21 protein-coding genes are annotated in these 23,048 nt (G+C 35.8%); 11 read left to right on the top strand and 10 right to left on the bottom strand.

Features of this window, described 5'->3' with window-relative positions; translation table 11 throughout:
- The first annotated feature begins 154 nt into the window (after positions 1 to 154).
- Positions 155 to 1,198: a PA0069 family radical SAM protein gene (locus tag Q0A18_RS14950; RefSeq protein ID WP_292010960.1), complete on the top strand. Its 1,044-nt coding sequence runs from the start codon at positions 155 to 157 to the stop codon at positions 1,196 to 1,198.
- 148 nt (positions 1,199 to 1,346) lie between these two features.
- On the opposite strand, the gene Q0A18_RS14945 is transcribed toward Q0A18_RS14950, so the two are convergent.
- Positions 1,347 to 2,297: a 2-oxoglutarate and iron-dependent oxygenase domain-containing protein gene (locus Q0A18_RS14945; protein ID WP_292010959.1), complete on the bottom strand. Its 951-nt coding sequence runs from the start codon at positions 2,295 to 2,297 to the stop codon at positions 1,347 to 1,349.
- Positions 2,298 to 2,382: 85 nt separating this feature from the next.
- Here Q0A18_RS14945 and menD point away from each other — a divergent pair, with 85 nt between their 5' ends.
- The gene (menD, locus tag Q0A18_RS14940) at positions 2,383 to 4,053 is read left to right on the top strand and encodes a 2-succinyl-5-enolpyruvyl-6-hydroxy-3-cyclohexene-1-carboxylic-acid synthase (protein ID WP_292010958.1); all 1,671 of its coding nucleotides are present in this window, start codon (positions 2,383 to 2,385) and stop codon (positions 4,051 to 4,053) included.
- 1 nt (position 4,054) lies between these two features.
- Here menD and Q0A18_RS14935 read toward each other — a convergent pair whose 3' ends face one another.
- Positions 4,055 to 4,681 carry an aminotransferase class IV gene (locus tag Q0A18_RS14935; RefSeq protein WP_292010957.1) on the bottom strand — a complete coding sequence of 209 codons (627 nt, stop codon included), beginning with the start codon at positions 4,679 to 4,681 and terminating at the stop codon, positions 4,055 to 4,057.
- Positions 4,665 to 5,642 (bottom strand): aminodeoxychorismate synthase component I, encoded by a 978-nt coding sequence (locus tag Q0A18_RS14930; RefSeq protein WP_292010956.1) that lies wholly within the window; start codon positions 5,640 to 5,642, stop codon positions 4,665 to 4,667. The genes Q0A18_RS14935 and Q0A18_RS14930 overlap by 17 nt, the downstream gene beginning before the upstream one ends.
- 46 nt (positions 5,643 to 5,688) lie before the next feature.
- On the opposite strand from Q0A18_RS14930, the gene Q0A18_RS14925 reads away from it, so the two are divergent.
- The 6 genes from Q0A18_RS14925 (at position 5,689) to Q0A18_RS14900 (ending at position 10,734) form a co-directional block, all read left to right on the top strand.
- The gene (locus Q0A18_RS14925) at positions 5,689 to 6,411 is read left to right on the top strand and encodes a hypothetical protein (protein WP_292010955.1); all 723 of its coding nucleotides are present in this window, start codon (positions 5,689 to 5,691) and stop codon (positions 6,409 to 6,411) included.
- A 67-nt stretch (positions 6,412 to 6,478) separates the two neighbouring features.
- Positions 6,479 to 7,216 (top strand): beta-carotene 15,15'-monooxygenase, encoded by a 738-nt coding sequence (locus Q0A18_RS14920; protein WP_292010954.1) that lies wholly within the window; start codon positions 6,479 to 6,481, stop codon positions 7,214 to 7,216.
- Between the two features lie 2 nt (positions 7,217 to 7,218).
- Entirely contained in the window at positions 7,219 to 8,307 is a 1,089-nt protein-coding gene (locus Q0A18_RS14915; RefSeq protein WP_292010953.1) for an AI-2E family transporter, read from the top strand.
- 14 nt (positions 8,308 to 8,321) lie between these two features.
- Complete coding sequence (locus Q0A18_RS14910) at positions 8,322 to 8,573, top strand: DUF3820 family protein (protein WP_292010961.1); 252 nt, start codon at positions 8,322 to 8,324, stop codon at positions 8,571 to 8,573.
- 83 nt (positions 8,574 to 8,656) lie between these two features.
- Positions 8,657 to 9,103, top strand: coding sequence for a MarR family transcriptional regulator (locus Q0A18_RS14905; protein WP_292010952.1), 447 nt, complete (start codon positions 8,657 to 8,659; stop codon positions 9,101 to 9,103).
- 35 nt (positions 9,104 to 9,138) lie between these two features.
- Positions 9,139 to 10,734 (top strand): MFS transporter, encoded by a 1,596-nt coding sequence (locus Q0A18_RS14900; RefSeq protein WP_292010951.1) that lies wholly within the window; start codon positions 9,139 to 9,141, stop codon positions 10,732 to 10,734.
- A gap of 14 nt (positions 10,735 to 10,748) precedes the next feature.
- On the opposite strand, the gene uvrB is transcribed toward Q0A18_RS14900, so the two are convergent.
- The gene (uvrB, locus tag Q0A18_RS14895; protein WP_292010950.1) at positions 10,749 to 12,740 is read right to left on the bottom strand and encodes an excinuclease ABC subunit UvrB; all 1,992 of its coding nucleotides are present in this window, start codon (positions 12,738 to 12,740) and stop codon (positions 10,749 to 10,751) included.
- 158 nt (positions 12,741 to 12,898) lie between these two features.
- Between uvrB and Q0A18_RS14890 the strand changes: the two genes are divergently transcribed.
- Positions 12,899 to 14,116, top strand: coding sequence for a PQQ-dependent sugar dehydrogenase (locus tag Q0A18_RS14890; RefSeq protein ID WP_292010949.1), 1,218 nt, complete (start codon positions 12,899 to 12,901; stop codon positions 14,114 to 14,116).
- Positions 14,117 to 14,162: 46 nt separating this feature from the next.
- Here the strand turns inward: Q0A18_RS14890 and Q0A18_RS14885 are convergent, their stop codons facing one another.
- The 5 genes from Q0A18_RS14885 to Q0A18_RS14865 all read right to left on the bottom strand — a co-directional run bounded on the left by Q0A18_RS14885 (position 14,163) and on the right by Q0A18_RS14865 (position 19,002).
- Positions 14,163 to 15,539 carry a tryptophanase gene (locus tag Q0A18_RS14885; protein WP_292010948.1) on the bottom strand — a complete coding sequence of 459 codons (1,377 nt, stop codon included), beginning with the start codon at positions 15,537 to 15,539 and terminating at the stop codon, positions 14,163 to 14,165.
- Positions 15,540 to 15,634: 95 nt separating this feature from the next.
- Positions 15,635 to 16,252, bottom strand: a complete 618-nt coding sequence (locus tag Q0A18_RS14880; RefSeq protein ID WP_292010947.1) for a DUF502 domain-containing protein — start codon at positions 16,250 to 16,252, stop codon at positions 15,635 to 15,637.
- Between the two features lie 10 nt (positions 16,253 to 16,262).
- Positions 16,263 to 16,841 carry a tRNA-(ms[2]io[6]A)-hydroxylase gene (locus Q0A18_RS14875; RefSeq protein WP_292010946.1) on the bottom strand — a complete coding sequence of 193 codons (579 nt, stop codon included), beginning with the start codon at positions 16,839 to 16,841 and terminating at the stop codon, positions 16,263 to 16,265.
- Between the two features lie 50 nt (positions 16,842 to 16,891).
- Entirely contained in the window at positions 16,892 to 18,004 is a 1,113-nt protein-coding gene (locus Q0A18_RS14870; RefSeq protein ID WP_292010945.1) for an acyltransferase family protein, read from the bottom strand.
- A gap of 110 nt (positions 18,005 to 18,114) precedes the next feature.
- Positions 18,115 to 19,002 (bottom strand): metalloprotease, encoded by an 888-nt coding sequence (locus Q0A18_RS14865; protein WP_292010944.1) that lies wholly within the window; start codon positions 19,000 to 19,002, stop codon positions 18,115 to 18,117.
- Positions 19,003 to 19,199: 197 nt separating this feature from the next.
- On the opposite strand from Q0A18_RS14865, the gene rplU reads away from it, so the two are divergent.
- Both rplU and rpmA read left to right on the top strand, forming a co-directional pair.
- Positions 19,200 to 19,793, top strand: coding sequence for a 50S ribosomal protein L21 (gene rplU / locus Q0A18_RS14860; RefSeq protein ID WP_292010943.1), 594 nt, complete (start codon positions 19,200 to 19,202; stop codon positions 19,791 to 19,793).
- An 18-nt stretch (positions 19,794 to 19,811) separates the two neighbouring features.
- Positions 19,812 to 20,069 carry a 50S ribosomal protein L27 gene (gene rpmA, locus Q0A18_RS14855; protein WP_194739862.1) on the top strand — a complete coding sequence of 86 codons (258 nt, stop codon included), beginning with the start codon at positions 19,812 to 19,814 and terminating at the stop codon, positions 20,067 to 20,069.
- A 233-nt stretch (positions 20,070 to 20,302) separates the two neighbouring features.
- Here rpmA and Q0A18_RS14850 read toward each other — a convergent pair whose 3' ends face one another.
- Positions 20,303 to 22,831 carry a DUF5686 family protein gene (locus tag Q0A18_RS14850; protein ID WP_292010942.1) on the bottom strand — a complete coding sequence of 843 codons (2,529 nt, stop codon included), beginning with the start codon at positions 22,829 to 22,831 and terminating at the stop codon, positions 20,303 to 20,305.
- Between the last annotated feature and the right edge of the window lie 217 nt (positions 22,832 to 23,048).

Raw genomic sequence — 23,048 nt, 5'->3', positions numbered from 1 at the left:
GAATTCCATGGAGTAGAATTTTATGCTATGAAGTAGTAAAAAAATATATTTAATTATGTTAAAACTGGCACTTATACAAGTGTCAGTTTTTTTGTGGAAAACTTTAGTGTTAAAACTCATTATTTTCAAAAGGTTCTATTTTAATTTTACAGCTATGCGGGATGAAAATATCATAAAAGGACAGGGGGCTCAGCGAAATGTAATCAACCGTTTCGATAAATATACCTATGAGCCGGAAGAGGAAGATATGGAAGTTGTGAAGACAGCTTTTACGGAGGTTTTCCCTAAGACGATAGTTAATCAGGTAAAAAGTGAAGATTTGCCTATGGAATATTCTATGAACCCTTATCAGGGATGCGAGCATGGGTGTTCATATTGTTTTGCAAGACCTACCCATGAATATTGGGGATTTAGTGCCGGAGTGGATTTTGAACGGAAAATTATGGTGAAAAAGAATGCACCGGAATTATTGGAAAAATTTTTCAGGAAAAAGGGATATAAACCGGAACCTATTTTACTGTCAGGTAATACCGACTGTTATCAGCCTGCGGAGAGACAGTTTGAAATCACACGGAAACTACTTCAGGTCTGCATGGACTATCGGCATCCGGTCAATATTATTACTAAAAACGCCTTGGTATTAAGAGACCTGGATATATTGAAGCCGATGGCAGAACAGAGATTGGTGTCTGTTTCTATGAGTATTCCTACATTAAATGAAGATATAAGGAGAAAAATGGAGCCAAGAACAAGTTCCGCCAGTAACAAACTGAAGGCTATTAAAGTTCTGTCTGAAAATAAAGTTCCTGTTAATGTGATGGTAGCACCCGTGATTCCAGGCCTAACAAGTGATGAGTCTCTGGGGATTTTAAAGTCGGTTTCGGAGGCTGGGGCTTTAAGTTTCGGGTATGCATTGGTTCGACTTAATGATACAGTGGAGCCGGTTTTTATACAGTGGATAGAAACCCATTTTCCAGATAGGGCAGCGAAGGTTCTTAATCTTATCCGCTCAATGAGAGGAGGGAAACTCGGCGAAAAGAGATATTTTGAACGATATAAAGGACAGGGGAATATTGCGGAAATGATTCATGATACTTTTAAAATAGGAAAGAAGAAATACTTCTCGGAACAATCAAGTCCTTCTCTTTCTGTTGAGAACTTTACAGGCAGCAGAGAACAGCAGCTGAGGTTGTTTTAATATTATATCATATGTTTTTGGTCAGGAGTGACTAAAACAGACTCTCACTTTGTTCTAATAAATAACATGGAGAGCAGATAAGATAAAATATTATAGTATTTAATAAAAGAGACCACTTCTAAAGCGGTCCCTTTTATTATTGTAAGTTTTACTTTTTTATTAATCCTAATTCTACAAGTCTTTCATACAGAAATTCTCCGGCAGTAGTATCTTCATATAATTTAGGGTTATTTTCATCCACACAGTTTTCCAGGCAGTTAAGTGACATTCCACTCACCGGGTGCATGAAAAAGGGGATAGAATACCTTGATGTACCCCATAATTCTCTTGGAGGATTAACTACTCTGTGAATAGTTGATTTCAACTTATTATTGGTATGTCTTGATAACATATCTCCTACGTTGATCATCAGTTCATCCGGTTCTGCAATAGCATCAATCCATTCTCCTTCGTGGTTCTGTACCTGTAAACCTTTTCCCTGTGCTCCCATAAGAAGAGTGATGAGGTTAATATCTCCATGAGCTGCTGCTCTTACTGCATCATCCGGCTCCTCGGTAATCGGGGGATAATGGATAGGTCTCAGTATAGAGTTTCCTTCCGCAATTTTATCGTCAAAATAAAACTCATCTAAACCAAGATGTAAAGCTAAAGCCCTCAGAACATATTGGCCTGTTTTTTCCAACATTTGGTACGCCTCTTTTCCGACCTCATTAAACTTAGCTAATTCCTCTACGGTTACATTGTCAGGATATTCTGCTTTGTATTGAGAATCATCAGACAGGTATTGGCCAAAATGCCAGAATTCTTTAAGGTCTCCTTTTTTAAAACCTTTTGCCGTTTCTTTACCGAAGCCTACATAACCTCTCTGTCCTCCAATTCCGGGGATTTCATATTTTTGTTTGGTGTCTGTAGGAAGTTCAAAAAAGTTTTTTACCTCTCCATATAATTCATCTACAAGTTGATCATCAAGAAAATGGCCTTTTAAAGCAACAAAACCAATCTCTTCATAAGCTTTTCCGATTTCATTTACAAATTTCTGTTTGCGTTCCGGGTTGTCCGAAAGGAAATCACGCAGGTCTACACTAGGTATTTTATCCATTTTTAGAAATTTAACGTGGCGCGAAATTACATTTTTTTAAATTAAATGATTTCACAATTAATTAATTATAAGTTAAATTTGCCCCATGAAAAAATATTCTTCCAAAAGAAGTATTCAGATACTTGCGCATCTTTTACAACAGTATGGAATTGCTGATGTTGTCATTTCGCCAGGGTCAAGAAACGCGCCGCTAGCCATTCACTTTTCTGAAGTGGAATGGTTCAACTGTTTCAGCATTGTAGATGAAAGAAGTGCTGCCTTTGTGGGAATGGGAATGGCCCGGAGTGAGAAGAAGCCTGTAGCTATTACATGTACCAGTGGTTCTGCTTCGGCTAATTATTATCCGGCAGTCATAGAAGCGTTTTATCAGAATATTCCTCTTTTGGTCTTAACAGCAGACAGACCTTCTGATTATGTTGATATTTTTGATGGGCAGACGATCCGTCAGAAGAATATTTACCAACAGCATTCTTATGGAGATTTTGAATTGCTGGAGGACAGCAAAGAAAATGCAGAGGATATTAATTTTGATATCATAAAGAAAGCAATAGAGTTGTGTATTGAGAAACAGGGGCCTGTACATATCAATATTCCATTGGAGGAGCCATTATATGATCTTATTTCTGAGTTACCGGCTTTCCCTACTGTGGAAAAAACCATCAGACAGAAAGAATATGAGATCCCTTCTAACCTTATTGCGGATTGGAATACTTCCCAACGTATCATGTTATTAATAGGAACAAGAGATTATAGCCCCGAACTGGAAACCCAGCTTTCACAATTGGTGAAAAATCATTCCGTAGTTGTTTTATGTGAAGCCAATTCCAATCTTTATCATGAAAAGTTTTTCAGTCATATAGACAGGTACATTTATAATTTTACAGAGGAAGATTGGAAAACCTATGCGCCGGACCTGCTGATAACAGTAGGGCAGAATGTAGTTTCAAAAAAAGTAAAGCAGTTTTTAAGAAAAGCACACCCAAAGCAGCATTGGCATATTGATCCGGTTTGGCAGCCTGATACCTATTTTTCGTTAACGGAAAAGGTTGAAGTGAAGCCTGAGATATTCTTTTCTAAGTTGTTAAAATTCATAAATCTGGAGCCAAGATCTTATTATAATCTCTGGGATGTGCTGAGAGATAAAAAAGATAAAAAACATAACCAATTCCTCAATCAGGCTGAATTCTCAGATTTTTATTTTTTTGATCGGGTTTCGCAAAGTATTCCCGAAAACTACAGTATCCATGTAAGCAATAGTTCAGCTATACGATATGCTCAGTTATTTGATTTCGGGAAAAGAAAAATATACTGTAACAGAGGAACGAGCGGAATTGATGGATCTACTTCCACAGCAATGGGATATGCTATTAAAAATCCCGATCCGACATTGCTTATTACAGGGGATTTAAGCTTTTTCTATGATATTAACGGACTGTGGAATCAATATATACCACCATTTACAAGAATTATTATTTTTAATAATGGGGAGGGTAATATCTTTAAGATAATACCGGGACCGGGAAATGCTAATCCCAATACTCTTAAAGAGTTTATTGCTACACGACATCATAGAAATGCAGAGTTACTGGCAAAACACTTTGGTTTCTTATATATCAAAGTAAGTGATGACGGTACATTAGACCGGGTTTTAGAAAACTTCTTCAAACCGGATACTCAGCCGAAGATCATGGAAGTAGATACCGCGGATAAAAACAGTGAAGATGTTCTGAAAGAATATTTTGCTTCTCTTAAATAATTCAGAGGTCCAGATATTCTTCTTCACCGGGTAGGTTAATGATTCTTTGTATAGGATATATAAACATATCATCAAAGTCATTTAAGGCATTAATGATCTGAAAGTGAGAGAATTCTTTAATGTTTTGTAAAGTGATTTCTAGCTCTTTGATTTTTTTCTGCTTCAGAAGGTGCTGTCTTTGTACTCCGTTCAACAGATAGGTAGAGGGAGTATACCATTGTTTGTTTTTAAGGAATAATATATTGGAAAATGAAGTGTCTGTGATATGATTGTTCTTTACGATGATTATCTCTTCGGCTCTGGATTTGGCTTTCATTTTTTCCAGTTCTTTACGGTCCTCAAACTTGAAGGAATAGTCGAAGTTGTTATTTTCAACCAATTGAAAATCTTCTAATTTAGATATCGCATAGGGGATCATCTGTGTGCGGATTCTTTTATCCAGATCATAGGTGATCCTCAGCTTATAAAGACCATCTTCATCATGATTCAGGCTTTTGAATATTTTGGACAGATCTATAGAGGTGTCTTTCCCAAATTGAGCAAATGTGTAATCTACTCTTTTCTGGTGGAGATCCAATAAAAATATCCTTTGATCTTCTACTTTGATACTTTCAATGAATTGGGACATAAATTTTGTTTTTCATTTCTTGATATTCATCTTCTAGCTGGCTCATATGTGTTATTCCGCCACCACTTTTAAAATATAAATTTTTATCATCATTTTCTATAAATCTTATCATCACACAGGTGTCAAGATTTTCACCATCAAACCATCCGCATATTCCTGTATAAAACCCTCTTTCATAACCTTCGGATTCTTTTATGATCTCTAATGTCTTGGCTTTTGGAGCCCCTAAAATAGATCCTGCAGGCAGCAATTTTTTCAGGATACTTCCTATTTTACTACTATATTCAGATTTTATTATTCCGGATATTTCAGAACTCATAGCATACAGATCTTTTTGATAGGTTTTAATAAGATCAATACGTTGAAATTGGTCTACCTTTACTTCATCTGCTACAATGCTTAAATCATTTCTAAGCAAATCCACCACCGTATAATGTTCAGCCTTTTCCTTTTTATCATTTCTTAAAATTTGAGCGGCATTTTCTATAGATGCGTCAATAGTTCCTTTCATAGGATAAGTGAAAATTTTACCTGCAGATATCTTAATGAAAGTTTCAGGAGAAAAAAATACGAAAAAATTCTTATAAAAAACTTTGTATTTTGCTTTGGAATAATAAAATATTTCTTTTAAAGTTAAATTTGTTTCTATTTTTGTTTTTCTTGTGTAATTTACTAAGTAGGAATTTCCCAAATGAATATTTTTCTGAACATTGTCAAATCCTGATTTAAAATTTTCTAAGGTTTCAGGGAATGGTTTCCATTCTATTTTTTTGTTGAGCTTAGAGATATGAGAGGTATTGGGAAAAGTGGGAAAATCGATGAGTAAATCTTCTTTTTGTATTTCTTTTTCTTCAAAGATCTCAATATTTTCTGCAAGGAAGTCTATGATGAAGAAATAGGGAACTTTCCCTGCGGAAAGTTCGTCCATTTTCATAAATTTTTGATGATTCACTACAAACATTTGACAAAAGTAATTATTGATGTTTACTTTTGCACAAAAAAAATCAATGCAAAATAAATATCCTCAAAAACCTGGAATTGATTTTATCATGAAGCAGGCATTTTTTTACTGGAATAAGACACTTCTTTTTCAGGTGATGTTTTCTATCATATATTTTTCTCTCTTTTTTACCATATTCTTTTATTTTTCAGAGAGATATGGCATCGTGGCACAAAGCCAGGAAGCAGCTGAGCAATTGAAAATAAGTACCGATGCCTATCTTACCGCTGTTGCCAAGATGTCTGCTTCTGAAGGATTTCAAAAGTTTTCATGGGCTATTCTGGGAACGTCTGTTTTTTTATATCCACTAAACTTAGGTTTTTTTCAGATCTTCAGAAAGATTGATCTCGGGGAAAAAATAGAAATAGCAGATCTTTTTGTGGGATATAACGGGACCAATTTTTTTAGATATGTGGGTTATTATCTTTTCTGGATCATCATCTACAGCTACACTTTCCAGACGATTATTTTAGGAGTGGTCTGGGTATTTGTTACTTTATTTGTGGCTCCTCTTATGTTCTTCATGGATAAAAGGCTGTTTGAAGCCATTTCCCTGAACTTTAAAGCATTGAAAATTTATTTTATAGAAATTTTGGTTTGTGTATTGGTTGCTTTCCTGTTCAAATACTTAGGGTTTCTGCTTTTCTTTGTGGGAGGACTCTTTACCTTCCCTTTCTGGAATGCTATGATTTACTCATTATATAAAACAGTTTTCTCTGAAAAAAGTTAAATTTAAGACTATTTAATGTTTTCTCGGTCAAAAAAATTAAATTTGATAAAACATTAAAAACTAAACTATGTCTGAATTTAACGAATTTGATCAGCAAGGCTCTGTTCCTAGAAAAGATACGGGCAATATTATCTCTCATGCCTTTGAAATGTATAAGGGAGTTTTTCTTTATGCAATGATAGCGATGATCGTTTATATAATTGGAGGCGGAATTTTGCAGGCGATCAGTGGATTTAATTCCACCAGCTTCATAGAAGAGGTTCAAAGTTCTTCAAGGAATATTACTTCTGTCCGGTATTGGGATATGCCCGGATTTTCCCTGTATTCTTCTTTATCAGGACTTTTAACACTGTTACTTACCCCCTTGTATGTGGGGCTTATTTACATTATTAATAAGTATAATACTAAAAATACGATTGAGTTTTCAGATCTTTTCATAGGCTATAAACAGAATTTTTTAAATATCCTGATTTATAGTTTGATTTCCGGATTTATTTCTGGGATTACATTTGGGATGTGCTTTCTTCCCTTTATTTTTGTGTTTCCATTTTTACTTTTGGGATATCCTATTTTACTTTTTGAGAACGCTACTGCTATTGAAGCATTAGGAAAATCTTTCAGTATTGCTAAAGAAAATTATGGCACATTTTTAGGAGTTTCCCTATTAGGACTTTTAATCAGTTTTTGTGGGGTTTTTCTTTGTGGAATAGGGATTATTGCCACAGCCCCTTTCATTATGGCAGTAATGTATTCCACTTATTGTGCCTATTGCGGAAAACCAAGACAAATAATATTTAAAGGATAATAATGCCTAGCAAAGAAAGACAAATAAGCAGCGTAGCGATAAAGCAGGTGGCTTTACTGGCCATCATTTTGATTCTGGCGGGATTGATATGTTCCAATCTGTCACTTTTTATACCTTCAGTATTAGGAGCTATTACCATATACGTGGTGTGTAGGAAGTATAACTTTTATTTACAAGAAGAAAAGAACTGGAAGCCATGGCTTTCTTCTTTTGTCTTGATGTTAGCCAGTTTGGTTATTCTCATTTTGCCCATCTATTTTATAGCCGACCTTCTGATCCAGAAGCTGGGAAATGCCCAGGCTTATATGGCTAAATTCAATATTTTCCTGGAAAAAATACATTCTTATATCTATTCCGAAACGGGGTTTGATATTATGAGTAAAGATAATATGAACCAGTTGAAAGGGAGTGTTGGGAAGTTTTCTACTTCTGCCCTAAGTGGGACATTTAATACTTTTACGATCATTATTTCCATGTATTTTATCCTTTATTTCCTCTTTGAGAAGCCGAGACTTTTTGAAAGAATCCTGACATCTTCAGCTCCTTTAAAAAGATCAAATATTGCATTGATAGGTGATAAACTGAGAAAGTTAATTATTGCCAATGCTGTTGGAATTCCGGTTGTAGCATTAGGACAGGGAATTGTAGGTTTGATCGGATATTTCATTTTTGGAGCTCCAAGTCCGGTTTTATTATTTGCGTTAACTGCTGCAGCATCCATGATCCCTGTGGTAGGAGCGGCTATTGTATATGTGCCGGTATGTATTTATATGATTGCGGAAGGAAATACAGGAGCGGGAATAGGTCTTGCTATTTATTGTGTTGTTGTCGTGGGCCTAACGGATAATTTACTTCGTTTTACACTTTTAAAAAAGCTTGAAAATATACATCCGCTAAATACAGTTTTCGGAATTATCATGGGGATGAATCTTTTTGGGTTTATGGGACTTATTTTCGGACCGATTCTGATTTCCTTGACTTTGCTGTTAATTCAGGTATATGCTAATGAGTTTTCGGATAAAGAAGTTCCTGAACTTGAATTACCGGATAATAAGGATGATGATCAAAATAATGTGGATTTAATACTATAATTGTGGAAGAAGGAATAAACCCTGAAATATTGAAGGAGATCTGTTTCGTTACGATGCCTTTTGGAAAGTATGAAGGTACGGTTCTCGCTGATTTGCCTATAAGTTATCTGGAATGGTTTCACAGAAAAGGTATGCCTAAGGGAAAGCTGGGAATGCAGCTGGCAACTATTTATGAGATCAAGCTTAATGGGCTGATGGACCTTTTAGTCCCAATTCGTGGACAGATAAGCTACGACAAACCTAAGAATAAGATTTATAAGTTCTGATTTATGAATTCTATAAAATGTAGTTGAAAAATATTTATTAAAACAAAATAGTTTGATGTCAAACTATTTTGTAAATTTGCAGTATGAAATTATATTCAGATATTACTCACTTCCAGGAAGCTTTGCCAAGAAAAGTTTCCAATCTTCAATCTGCTATACGAAATAAGATATTGGCGGACTTTAATAAGAAAGGAATTAATATTACATTGGAAATGTATTTGGTTTTAAGATGTTTATGGGAAAAGGACGGTAGAAATCAGCAGGAAATTTCTGACATTCTGTATCGTGATAAAGCCAGTCTGACCAATCTGATCGATAATCTGGAGAAGAGAAATCTGGTTGAAAGAGTGCAGAATCAGATAGATAAAAGAAATAAAAATATCTTTCTTACGGATGAAGGCAGGGCTATCAAAGATAGCGTAGTGCCTGTGATTCTTTCTCTGCTTTCAGATATAGAAAACAGTGTCTCTGAAAAAGATTTAGAAACAACGATTAGAGTACTGGATACATTGTTTCATCAATTGAAATAATTACTTTTTAATTATATAGTTAGATATCAAACTAAATGAAAACAGATCCCTTTCATGATGGGGTGCCCGAATATTTAAAAACACCGCTTCTTTTTGTTTTATTACTGTCACAATCCATCATTAACGGCTTACAGGGGGTGGATATCAATTCTATTGCGTCTCAGCTGGGAGAAGAGAAAGACCTGATGCAGTTTGCCTCCTTTACCAGTTCGGTAGGATTTGTAGCAATGATTGCGATTGCCGGGCATATTACTAAGATTTATCAGCGTAAAAATGTTTGGCTGGTTTGCCTGATGCTTGAATTTATCATAGCTATACTTATGCTGGCTCCCAATAATGTGTATGAAGTTATTTTTCTAAGTTTCTTTTGCGGTACAGTAAAGATTATCTGTCTTTTAGATGCGATAAGATTGTTAATGCAGCGACTCAATCCTTCAGGGAGCAGAGGTTTGTTTTATGGGATTTATTATACCATTTCATTCGTAACAGCACAATTGGTTGCTTATGCTGCTTCATGGCTGATTACCGATTATGACTGGTATTATATCTATTACTTATGGCTTCCTGGAATTGTAATCAGTGTATTTATTGTACAGTCTATGCTACACTATAATAGGGAAGAATCTGCTATAACCATAAAAGAAATCAACTGGCTGAGCTATATAGCTTTGGTTATTATGGGCTTTTCACTATCCTATGTCTGTGTAATGGGCGAAAAACTGTACTGGTGGGAGGATGAAAGTATCATTTTAAGCACTATTATTCTCTGTATGAGTTCTATAATTTTTATTGTCAGCAATCTCTACCATAAAAATCCGATGATTGATATTTCCACTTTTGTCAGATATAAGCAAATCGGTTGGGGAGCAGTTTTTATGGCTCTTTTGTATATTGTGTATAATTCTTCATCTGTAATCTCTACCTTTTTACTTATCAATTTCAAAGGAGACGTGAAATATGCGAATATTTCCAATCTATATATGATTCCTGCTTTTATTGTAGCTATACCTTTAACTGGAATATGGCTCCATAAAAAACATAAAGCGAGAGGAGCATTGGTTGTTGGATTTGGCTTGTATGCCCTCTTTTATGTATTAATTAAAAGTTTGGTAGCCTTTGATGTTTCCGAAGGTTCATTTATATTTCCCCAGATTTTAAGAGGGGCAGCATATGGGGTAACAATGACGAGCCTTTCCTACTATGTTTCTTCCAATGTAGAATTGAAAGATAACAGTTCCAGAGTATTTTTTAGCGTGTTTTCAAGGTATATGCTGGCTATGCCCATAACATCGGCTTTTTTTAATCACAAACTTTCTTATTATAAAGTGAAATTTACAACAGGATTCAGCCAGTCTTTAATTCCTGTAGACCCTAAAGTGATGGACTATCTTTATGCTTCCCAGGCCGGGTTTATGAATAAAGGCTATGATATCATTACTTCTCAGGATATGGCATTGGGATCTTTACAGAAAAAAATCATAGCAGATGCCACATTGAGGGGTGTGGATGAGATCTTTATGGTTTTGTGTATTACAAGCATCGTACTGATGTTGGCCTGCCTTTGTCTGAAAGTATTCAATATTCACTATGAAGTTTGGAAGAATACTTATCCTCTTACCAAACTTTCATAATGTTTGAATATAAATTATTCGTTTAATGCAGCAATCTCATCACGAAGTTGAGCCGCTTTAATGAAGTCAAGGTTTTTTGCAGCCGCTTCCATTTCTTTTTGCTTCTGAGCCACCAGTTTCTCTATATCTTCAGTGGCATACGTCGCTTTGGCTTCAGCAACTTTTTGTAAGATCTGCTTTTGGGTATATTTTTCATCCGGAAAATCCTTACTTCTTCCGACAAGGCTTTCGGATATTTTTTTATTTAAAGCTCTTGGAACCATGTTGTGATCTTCATTGTACTTCATCTGCTTGGCACGACGATATTCCGTTTCGTCGAGTGTAGCCTGCATTGATTTTGTGATCTTATCTGCATACATGATTGCTTTTCCGTTAATATTTCTCGCAGCACGCCCCACAGTCTGGATCATTGATCTTCTGCTTCTGAGCATTCCTTCCTTGTCAGCGTCTAAAATAGCCACAAGTGAAACTTCCGGTAAATCCAGTCCTTCTCTTAAAAGGTTGACACCAATCAATACATCGAAAAGCCCTAAACGTAAATCCTGCATAATCTGGATACGCTCAAGGGTTTCTACATCAGAATGGATATATCGTGTTCTTATTCCGAATTTTGTAAAATATTTGGTCAGTTCTTCAGCCATTTTCTTGGTTAAAGTAGTAACAAGAACTCTTTCGTCAGCATCCGCTCTTTTCTGGATTTCCTCCATTAAATCATCGATCTGGTTGAGGGTGGGGCGAACTTCAATAATAGGATCTAAAAGTCCGGTGGGACGAATGATCTGTTCAATATAAGTTCCGCCGGTTTTTTCCATTTCATAATCAGCGGGAGTGGCAGAAACATAGATCACCTGATTCTGCATGCTTTCAAACTCGTCAAACTTCAACGGTCTGTTATCCATAGCTGCTGGAAGCCGGAAGCCGTATTCCACCAAAGCTTCTTTTCTGCTTCTGTCACCGCCATACATAGCATGAACCTGCGGAATGGTTACGTGACTTTCATCAATTACCATTAAGAAATCCTTTGGAAAATAATCGATCAGACAGAATGGCCTTGAGCCGGGAAGTCTTCCATCCAGATAACGGGAATAGTTCTCAATACCTGAACAATAGCCTAATTCTTTAATCATCTCAAGGTCTAACTCAGTTCTTTCCTGTAGCCTCTTTGCTTCCAGAGGTTTTTCAATGGAATTAAAAAAGTCAACCTGTTTCACCATATCATCCTGTATATTTCTGATAGCCCCGTTTAGAGTTTCTTTCGAAGTCACGAAAAGATTGGCTGGATAAATCTGAATCTGATCAAAGCTGGAAGTTACATTTCCTGTAACAGGATCAAAACTTTGAATTTTTTCAATTTCATCTCCAAAAAACTGAATCCTCACTGCATTATCCGCATAAGCAGGAAATACATCGATCACATCCCCTTTCACTCTGAACGTGCCTCTTTGGAATTCGTTTAAAGTTCTGGAATACAGTGCATTAACTAAAGAATGTAAAAATGCTGTTCTGGTAGTTTTCTCACCTATTTCCAGTGATATTAAGGATTTATGAAATTCAGTAGGATTTCCGATACCGTAAATACAAGATACAGAGGCGACAATAAGTACATCTCTTCTGCCTGAAAGAAGACTTGCCGTTGCAGACAGACGCAGTTTCTCCACTTCCTCATTAATGCTGAGGTCTTTTTCAATATAAGTTCCTGTGGTAGCTATATAAGCTTCAGGCTGATAATAATCGTAGTAACTTACAAAATATTCAACTGCATTGTCCGGAAAAAATTCCTTAAACTCCATAAAAAGCTGAGCAGCCAGCGTTTTATTGTGAGCAAGAACCAGTGTGGGCTTTTGAACGTTTTGAACAACATTAGCAATTGAAAATGTTTTACCGGATCCGGTAACTCCCAGTAAGGTCTGGTATTTTTCCCCGATTTCTATTCCTTCGGTAAGCTTTTCTATAGCCTGTGGCTGATCTCCGGTGGGCTGATATTCTGAGTGAAGTTTAAAATCCATTGCAAGTAAGTTTCAAAACAAAAATACGAAGATATTATGAGACATAGGTTATGATGGTAAAAGACTCCGGTTTGCTTTTATTTCAAATTATTTATAGTTTTATATCTCTTTGTGGCATTATTTTTCCACTCATTTTAATTAAATATAATTCTAAGACTATGAAATTCAACATTTTTTACGGAACAACTTTAGCTTTCTTTCTTGTATTGTCGTCATGCCAGAAGAATAATGCAAAAGCTCAGGAGATAGGTAAAGACGGAAGTGTGGAAACGGAGAAGCCTAACTCTAATTACAAACCCGCATTTGCCGGACAGACCAGAATAAAGGCCGTTAAAACTTCAACTCCTTATAAGGTGGAAATAATCGGTGAGGGCTTAGGAAGACCCTGGGGAGTTATTAATTTACCAGACGGGCGATTTCTGATTACCGAGAAAACAGGTTTTATAAATGTTGTTTCCCACGACGGAAAACAGATCACTAAAATTTCAGGATTTCCAAAAGTAGATTCAAGAGGGCAGGGAGGAATGCTGGATGTTGCCTTAGATCCTGATTTTAAAAATAATAATACCATCTATTTCAGCTTTTCGGAACCTTTTGGAGAGGGAAACCTTACATCGGTTGCTAAAGGAAATCTTTCAGCAGATCTTAAGAGAATTGAAAATGTAAAAGTTATTTTCAGGGCGGAGCCTTCTTATGACGGTAAGTTACATTATGGAAGCAGACTTGCTTTTGATAAAGACGGATATCTTTATGTAAGTACAGGAGAGCGATCTGATAAAGTTACCCGTGCTTTGGCCCAGAAAACAGATAATTATCTGGGGAAAATACTAAGAATAACAACTGATGGAAAACCGGCTCCCGGAAATCCGTTTATCGGAAAATCAGGATACAAACCTGAAATTTATGTATATGGATTGAGAAACCCTCAGGGAACAGCTTTTGATTCCAGCGGACAGCTTTGGGAAACTGAAATGGGACCTAAAGGAGGGGATGAAATTAATCTTATTCAGCCTGGTAAAAATTACGGATGGGGAGATGCAACATATGGAATAGAATATTCAGGAGATAAAGTAGGAAAGGGGATTACACAGAAAGAAGGTACAGAACAGCCTGTTTATTATTGGGATCCTGTAATTTCTCCAAGTGGAATTACATTTTATACAGGAAATATAGACGAGTGGAAAAATAATTTATTTATCGGCTGCCTGAGTGGTGAGCACATTAACAGGGTGATAATCAAAGATAATAAAGTGGTAGGTGAGGAGCGTCTTCTTGAAGATCAAAAGGAAAGATTCAGAGATGTTCTGGATGGATCGGACGGAAATCTCTATGCGATAACGGATAGTGGAAAACTTTACAGAATATCAAAACAATAAAATAAAAGCTCCTGATGAAAACTCAGGAGCTTTTTATATTTTAATTTTATGCCTCTTCAAGCTGTACAGTGAAATGTCTTAAAATTTCAGGTTCCCAGGTAATTTGGTACCCTTTTGTTATTTCATTTCTCCTTTCATAGACATTCTTAATGGCTGCTGCTATATAATCCATGTGATTATTGGTATAGGTTCTTCTTGGGATAGCTAAACGCACCAATTCTAATTTAGGATAACGATTTTTTCTTGTTTCAGGATCGCGGTCTGCTAACAGGGTTCCTATTTCCACCGTTCTGATTCCTGCTTCCTTATAAATTTCAAGTCCTAATGTCTGAGCCGGAAATTCCTCACGCGAAACATTCGGAAGAAAATTTAATGAGTCGATGAAAACTGCGTGTCCACCGATAGGCTTCTGAACAGGAATTCCATATTCAATAAGTTTGTTTCCTAAATATTCCACCTGTGAAATCCTTGCCTCAAGATAAGCGAATTCAGTAGCTTCATTAAGTCCTACTGCCAAGGCTGCCATATCTCTTCCCGCCATCCCTCCGTAGGTAATGAAGCCTTCATAGATAATGGTGAAATTAGAAGCAGCACGAAAAATTTCTTTATTGTTTAAAGCGATAAAGCCCCCAATATTGACAAGCCCGTCCTTTTTGGAGCTCATGGTCATTCCGTCCCCATAAGAAAACATCTCTTTGCCTATTTCTTTAATGGTTCTATTTTCCTGTCCTTGTTCTCTCTTTTTAATAAAATAGGCGTTTTCTGCAAATCTCGCCGAATCGAAAATAACAGGAATTCCATACTGATCGGAAAGCTTTTTTACAGCTTTCATATTTTCCAGAGAAACAGGCTGTCCTCCTGAAGAATTACAGGTAATGGTTACAAGGCAAAATGGAATTTTTTCCTTAGGATAGGTTTTATAAATATTTTCTAGCTTTTCTAAATTAATATTTCCTTTAAAAGGATGTAAATCATTAATATCGAAAGCTTCGTCTATGGTACAGTCTACCGCATGGGCTTTTCTGATCTCAATATGTCCCTTTGTAGTGTCAAAGTGAGAATTTCCGGGTACTATGTCTCCCTCTTTTACCAGTACTGAAAATAAAACATTTTCAGCAGCTCTTCCCTGATGTGTAGGAAGAAGATATTGATATCCTGTAATACTCTGAACGGTATTTTGAAGCTGTTCGAATGAGCGGGATCCAGCATAGCTTTCATCGCCGGTCATCAAAGCTCCCCATTGTCTGTCCGACATGGCACCAGTGCCGGAATCGGTAAGCAAATCAATAAAAACCTGCGAAGATTTTAAGTTGAATAAATTGTAATTAGCTTCTTTAAGCCAGTTTTCTCTTTCTTCTCTTGTTGACTGATAAATCTCTTCGATCATTTTAATACGGAAAGGCTCCGCGTAAGGTAAGTTCATGGGTTGAGTATATTAGATTGTTTTAAAGAAAATTTAATTTTGAAATAAATTCAAATCATCAGTATGTATTATGTATAGCAAAGAATGATAGCTGATCATTCAGGAGCTTTAAATACATTTTCATCGGAGTGGAACCCGGCAACACCACCACTTACTGCAAATTTCATTGCGGAAGCTGCTGTCATTCCCACTACAGGTTTGATGTTTTTTTCTTCAGTAACGATTACCCAACCTGAAATAGCATAGGAATGAGGAAGGTATACGGCTACATAATTATCCTTTCCCACATCTGCCATTTCTTTCTGAGTAAGAAAACCGATTCTCCAGACTTCGGGATTTTCATTGGTTTTCACCCAAACAGGATCATTGAATTTCTTTTTGTCTCCTACAAATGAGGACATTACGTCTTTGGTTGGAGAGTAAATATGTTTTATTCCGGGAGTTCTTTCCAGAAGGCTGTCCATTCTGTCGAAAAAGAATCTTCCTACCACAAATTTATTACCTAAATACCCAAGGATAGCGGTAAGAAGTATGGTAGAAACAAAGACAAGTCCCGGGATTTGTTTGGCGACTGAGGGAATAATATTGTCAATAGCGGTAATAATATACCATATGACAAAAATAGTAAGGCTGATGGGCCCAATAATTACCAATCCCTGAAAAAAATTTTTCAGAAAGGTACTGGTAATATTTTCAAAGGTCAATTTTTTCAACTTGTATTTTTTATCCGTGTATAGTTTCTTTATTGCCATAAGACTGTATGATCTTGGCTTCGTATTCAAGCCATTCTTCCCAGCGTTTATTTACTGTTTCGGGATCTCCAAGAAGTCTTGCAAATCCGATAAAAGTCGTGTAATGATTAGCTTCGGAGATCATTAATTCCTTATAGAATGTTTTAAGCTCTTCGTCTTTGATGTTTTCAGTAAGAACCTTAAACCTTTCACAGCTTCGGGCTTCTATCATAGCAGCAAAAAGCATTTTGTCAATAATTAATTCATCACGGGATCCCTGTACGATAAACTTCATCAAATCATTGACATAATCATCTTTCCGCTGTCTACCCAAGGCATAGCCTCTGTTTTTAATGATTTCATGAACCTGATCAAAATGGTCCAGTTCTTCCTGTGCAATGGCGAGAAGTTCGGTTACAATTTCAGGGTATTCAGGTAACATAGTGATCAGTGATATGGCATTGGTAGCTGCTTTTTGCTCGCACCAGGCATGATCTGTTAAAATTTCTTCAATGTTTCCTTCTGCAATATTAGCCCACCTTGGGTCAGTAGGGAGTTTCAACTTAAACATATTATAAACTTTCTGTAAATTTAAAATAAATTGGAATAAGAAATATTATTTTATTTCAAATTGCTCTTTTTGGTCTCGGATGCTGTTTTTTGTTTTAAAAATTCTAAAATTTTCCAGCCTGTTTCATCCAGCTTTTTTAATCCTCCGGCTATGAGGTAAGCCATAATGGTATTAGTGATGTAAATAAGGATCATTAAAACCCACCATGGAATCTGATTATTCAACGGAACTACAATGAAATAGATTAATGAAGAACTTATTCCCTGAGCAAAATAAAAGAAAATAGCATTTTTACCAATATACGTAATGAGATTCTCTTTATTGATTTTTAATCTGTTGTAAAAAACAAATAAAGTAACGAGAGAGAATAAGATCCAGATGATATAAGGGATCCTTGGCGGAAATTTCTGTTTACTTATTTTGTAGAATATATCATTCCCGTAATACCAGAACATCCAAATAAGGGCAGCAGCTACGAACGCATAGAGAACCGGAATGATCCGGAGCGGAATTTTTTTACCTCTCATCCGATTACCTATTAGAAATACAGCCAGATAAAAAGCAATATATCCTACCTGCCCGCTTGGATAGTATTGTGGGAAAATATTAAAAAGTAATGTTAGTCCTATGCAGAGTCCGATAAACCAATTGATATGTTTTGGAAAAAATCTCAAAATTAAAACACCGAATACGCTGAGAATATAATATACTTTCAGGTACCAGAAACTTCCCATTACGACAGGAAAGGTGTCTGCATTGGAATATTGGTGAAGATACCAGTTTCCGAGATTTTGCCATTGAGGGACATATGAAATACTCGAAGGAGTATATTTTGATCCGAAAGTAGAATAGAAGTTTTGCAGCCATTCTAAAGAGAAAATACTCAATCCAAATACTTTAAAGAAATAATCTGCAAAAAAAAGAAACGTCACAAAGATCATGTAAGTGATTTGTAGCTTAAGGAGTCTGTATAATGTTTTTTCGACATTGCTCCCCGATGTAATTCCGCTTAGTGCATAGAATAAAACTACGTCGAAAACCAATGAGAACACTCTGACTTCTGTTGGAATATAAAATTGCCCGGACCAGAATGCCGTATGAATAAAGATAACGGAAAGAGTAGCCAGCCCTTTTGCAAAGTCAATATAAAGATCTCTGTTCATTAATAGATAATAAGGTGTTTCAAAATTAAATAAACTTTGTGATTTGGGCTATTAAAAAAAGAGGTAAAATTTAATCTACCTCTTTCCTTAAATATAATGTGAAATGAATGTTACAGATTTTTATATTCTTCAGCAGATATTTCACCGGAATAGATTTTTCTCAATTCATCCATATATTGGCTCATATAAGAGTCAATCTCAGGGTTTCTTTGATTTTTTCCCATTTTATAAGTTCCGTTAAGTACTCCTTGATAATAATAGAAAAAGTTGTAATCGAAATCGGCTGCGGAAAGACTGTAATCACCAAGGAGGAAACCGAGACGTACAGCAGATCTTCTTTGTGGTGGAGTTCCGTGGTGATTCGGACTAGATGTTCCGTAATCTCCTATACTTTGAGCAAATTCATAAGCAGCAGCAATTTCAGCAAAGTTGGTTTTATTATACCCGTTAGGCCTTCTTAAGTAATAGCCTGCAAAGCCGTCTGCTTCTAATTCGTTGGGTCTTGCAGTTGATTCATTTACAGTCGGTAAACCATATATATATTGAAGCTGGTGACCGTATTCATGGGCGAGAATCATCGCGTTTACAATATCTCCTCCTTTATTTTTTGCATCGGCATAAATAGCATATCCATAATAAATTCTTCCGTTGGAATAAGAAATGGCGTTGTAGGTAGAATTGGGACTGGATGGGTCGTCTACAAATCTCAACAGAGGCGCGGTTCTTCCCCACATAGCTGCTATTTTGGTCATTTGTGAAGTCATAAAATTGGTATCAGCTGTGGTGGAGAGTGCTGTTTTCAAAACAGCTGTTGAAGACCAGTAAGCGTCTACATAAGAACATGATTTTTCGAGTTCTCCCGGCTGCTGGATTTTAGCACTTTCAGTTGAGGATTGTGGGGCTACAGAATTGTCTGTTAGCGTGTCGTCATTACATGCTGATAAAGAAAATACAGCAACTGCTCCTGCTATTAAGCAGAATTTAAAGTTTTTTTTCATATAAAATTTTTTTGGTGTGTGAATACGAACTTATAAAAAATTACACTAAGTAGTGATTTTTTGGTGTAAAAAAAATATTCAATGCATAGTGAATTTTTTAAAAACTGGAATTATTTGTAAAATTATAATGTTGGTTATAAGGTATCTGGAAAATAATTGCTATATTTGCACCTCGAAATAACTAAAATTTATAAACAATGTTTGCAATTGTAGAAATAGCAGGGCTTCAATACAAAGTTGAGCAAGACCAGAAGTTGTTTGTAAACCGTTTAAAAGGAGATAAAGGAGGGAAAGTTTCTTTCGATAAAGTTCTTCTTACTGTAAATGGTTCAATCACTGTTGGCGCCCCGGCTGTAAATGGTATCACTGTAGAAGCAGAGATCTTAGACCATGTAAAAGCTGATAAAGTAATCGTTTTCAAAAAGAAAAGAAGAAAAGGTTATGCGGTAAAAAATGGACACAGACAATCTTTAACTCAAATTCAGATTACAGGAATCACTGGTTTTGAAGGAGGAGCTAAAAAAGCTGCTAAGAAAGAAACTGTAAAAGCAGAGGCTAAAACAGAATCTAATTCTAATTCTGACCATGCAACTGTTAACTTTGGTGAAGATCATGAATTGAACTATCACTTAAAGAAACACAGTTTGTCTCAGTCTAAAGAAAACAGAGAAACTTTAACTGTTCTAGGAAAAGGACTTAAAGAAGAATTAGGAAAAAATGTTCTTACTCATGAAGATGTAGATGCTCTTATCGTTAAGAATATTGATCAATTTAAAGAACTTAAGAAATAATAATAATCCACTAATAAAATGGCACACAAGAAAGGAGTCGGTAGTTCCAAAAACGGTAGAGAATCTCACTCTAAGAGATTAGGTGTGAAGATTTTCGGAGGTCAAGACGCTATTGCCGGAAATATTATTGTTAGACAAAGAGGTACTCAGCACCACCCAGGAGATAATGTGGGAATTGGTAAAGATCACACTTTGTTTGCTTTAGTAGACGGTAAAGTTGTTTTCAGAAAAAAAGCTAACAACAGATCTTTTGTATCTGTAGAACCAAACGCATAATAAAGCGTTTTAATAAAATAAAAGCCTCAGCAACTTGCTGAGGCTTTTTATGTTATCAACTTCATGGTGTTTGCTGTTCAAACTACAAACTATATAGAATGAAATTACTGAATATTGATAGGACTAAGTGAAGATATAATGAAACTTAAAGAAATTATTTACTCCAGGTATAATAAATAAAACGAGACTTAGAGCCTCTGGTTTTATTTATTATTATATATTGTTTAGTAAGATTAAAAGCCAAAATGGAATCCTGCCTTAACTCCGAATTTGGAGATGCCAGGTCTGTCAAGATAATTCCCCCTCCAGTTGAAGTCTACACGGAAGATTCTAAGGTTTCCAAATCCAATGTTCTCAATTCCAAATCCGTACTCATAATAGATGTGTTCATCCGGTGCAGAATATTTATATCCTTCTACATTAATATCTTTGGCTGCATCGCTTAAAGTTCCGTATGCTCCTCTGATGAAAGCAACCTCTCTCAGTTTTAATTTTTTGATCAATGGAATATAAGAAAGAACCTTTCCATTGAAATGATGTTCCAGATGTAAAGTTGTATAGGTGTCTGCTACAAACTCATAGTAGTTAAGCTGAGCAAAGGTGTTAGAAACCAAACTATAAGATTGGTTACCCGGAATTATATTCTGTAAAGCTAAGGGAACGGTATTAAAGTTTTTACCTGCTTCAAAGTTGATCAGGGTCTTACCCCAGCTTCCTATTAAAACCGGTTTGTAAAACATGAACTGAAGCTTATTGTAATTATAGTCCGCATTAAATAATCCCTCTATACCTCTTGTATATTTAAGGACAATGGTTGGTGCTAAAGTTCCGTGCTCATATCTGTCCACACCTGTTTGGGAGAACTTGGCTCCAGGTCGGGCAATAAGACTCAATGTTACATGAGAATCATTCACTGTTTTTCTAAGGGTTCCATCTCTGTAATACATTAGACTGAATCCATCTGGATTAGCTGATTTAATGCTTTGCAGGGTTCCGTCCAGCCTGATCTGAAAGTTTTTCCAGGGTTCGATGGAGGTGAAAATATTGGTTTGGTTAACAGAGCTTAAAGAGGCGTTTTCCCCACGTGCAAAAACAGTGGATGAAGCGAAAGAACGGGACATAATACCATCATCCGTAGTAAGTTGTACTCCAAGCTGCATGATGTCTCTTCTGTTTCCTGCTCCTATCATAAACCTGTTTACTCTGTTAAACATATAGCGCCCTTCTACTCCGTATTTGAACTGTTGATCTTTAAACCCATAAGCTGTGTAGAACTGGACTCTCCATGGATCATTTCTTGTAAAATAGGTTCTTGCTCCTAATCTTATCCTGTTTCCTTCTACTTCATTGGTCCCATAGATGGAATAAATACTCCCTAAATCAATTCCTTTGGTGATATTATAATACCCTGAACCCAGTGTTTCGTAAAGTTTTACAATCCTGTTGAATTTTGGCGTCTGCTGAAGTTTATCAAGCATGTCATAAACCCCCTGTTCGGTTTTTGATAGGGAATCAGGTCTTGCATGTGCCCAATAGGCATCATCCTTATCTACGAAACTGTCATCATATTCTTCTTCCCTCCGTACAAATACAGAAGCTTCAATAGGCTTGTTGAATTCATATTCAGAATAGTCTACACTTCTTTTAGCAATGATGCTTTTAGCTTTTTTGCTTTTAGAAAAAGGAGTCATTTCTATTTCAGTGACAAACTTTTTAGGAAGAAATGTTTCATCGTCGGGATTGTCATATTCCAGTTCCGTAGAGATGCCATTAATGAAATTAATGTTAATTTTTTTGGTTGATTTAAGCGTAGCGCCAAGAACGGCATAATTATCGGTGCCGATATAAAGATACCCCTGAAATGCTAAAACCTCTGTTCTTTTAGGCATATATCTTATCTTATAGGCATCTTCTCCTCTTATGCTGATTGTATCTATAAGGTTGTAATCATAAGTGCTGAAACCGTCTGTTCCTACTGGGCTTGGGAATCCAATATCAAAATAATTAAGAGTGTTATCATAGATATTGATATCACGATAAAGGTTTTTAGCAGTTAGCGTAACAATCTGGTTATCTTGAAATCCTGAGGTTTTTTGGGCAACAAGAAGCCTTTTGCTTTTCTTCCCGGGTTTATTCTCTCCATAATTTTTATATATTGCCTCATTTAAGAAAATAGGAAGGGCTATTTTTCCACTGGCTGTAGAATCTGCATAATCAAAAATAAAATCCAATTTGTTAAAAACCTTCTTGCTCATAAAGGCACTGTCCAGATTATTAGCATCAAACTGAATCTTTTCATATTCCTTAAAAGTATATGTATTGAACTTATTCAGTCCATTATTCCTTTTTCTCTTCCACACCTGTTGCATAATGGCATAAGCCGGATTTTCTTTTTTATTCTTGTATTTGGTTTTTTCATTATGAATTACAACTTCCTGGATGTCACCTACCTTTTCCGGGGAAAGCTTAATGATAAGATTCTGACTGTTTTCAAGACTGATATCTATATTTTCAAGGCTATAGTTTTTTCTTAAAAATTTTAATTTGTAGATGATGGTATCTGAGGATACGTTGAAGTTCCCTGCAGAGGTAGTTATATAAGCCTGATTGCTGTCATTAATGAAAATTTCTACACCTGAAATTTCTTTATTGGTTTTAGCGTCTATGATTCTGCCGCTTGCTGAATTTTGAGCATAAAAAAAACCTGAAAAAATTAAGGAAAGACAGGCAAGATAATATTTAAAATAGTAGTTTAACATCATTTGTTTCTTCAGACAGTTAGCATAAACAAAAAACGTGCTGCTTATACAAAAAAAACGTTTTTTTAAATAAAAAAATAAACGTGCAAATGTACCAAAAAATGAAGGCATTACAATAAGATAGTTTTATACTTATAAACTTATTAACGATTTACTTTTTATTCTATTATTTAAAAACTGAAATGTTTCTTAATATTATAGACCTTTTATACCCTTATTC

Origin of the sequence: Chryseobacterium sp. (assembly GCF_022712095.1) — a bacterium.
Classification (GTDB): domain Bacteria; phylum Bacteroidota; class Bacteroidia; order Flavobacteriales; family Weeksellaceae; genus Chryseobacterium.
This window is presented reverse-complemented; position numbering and strand designations above follow the sequence as displayed.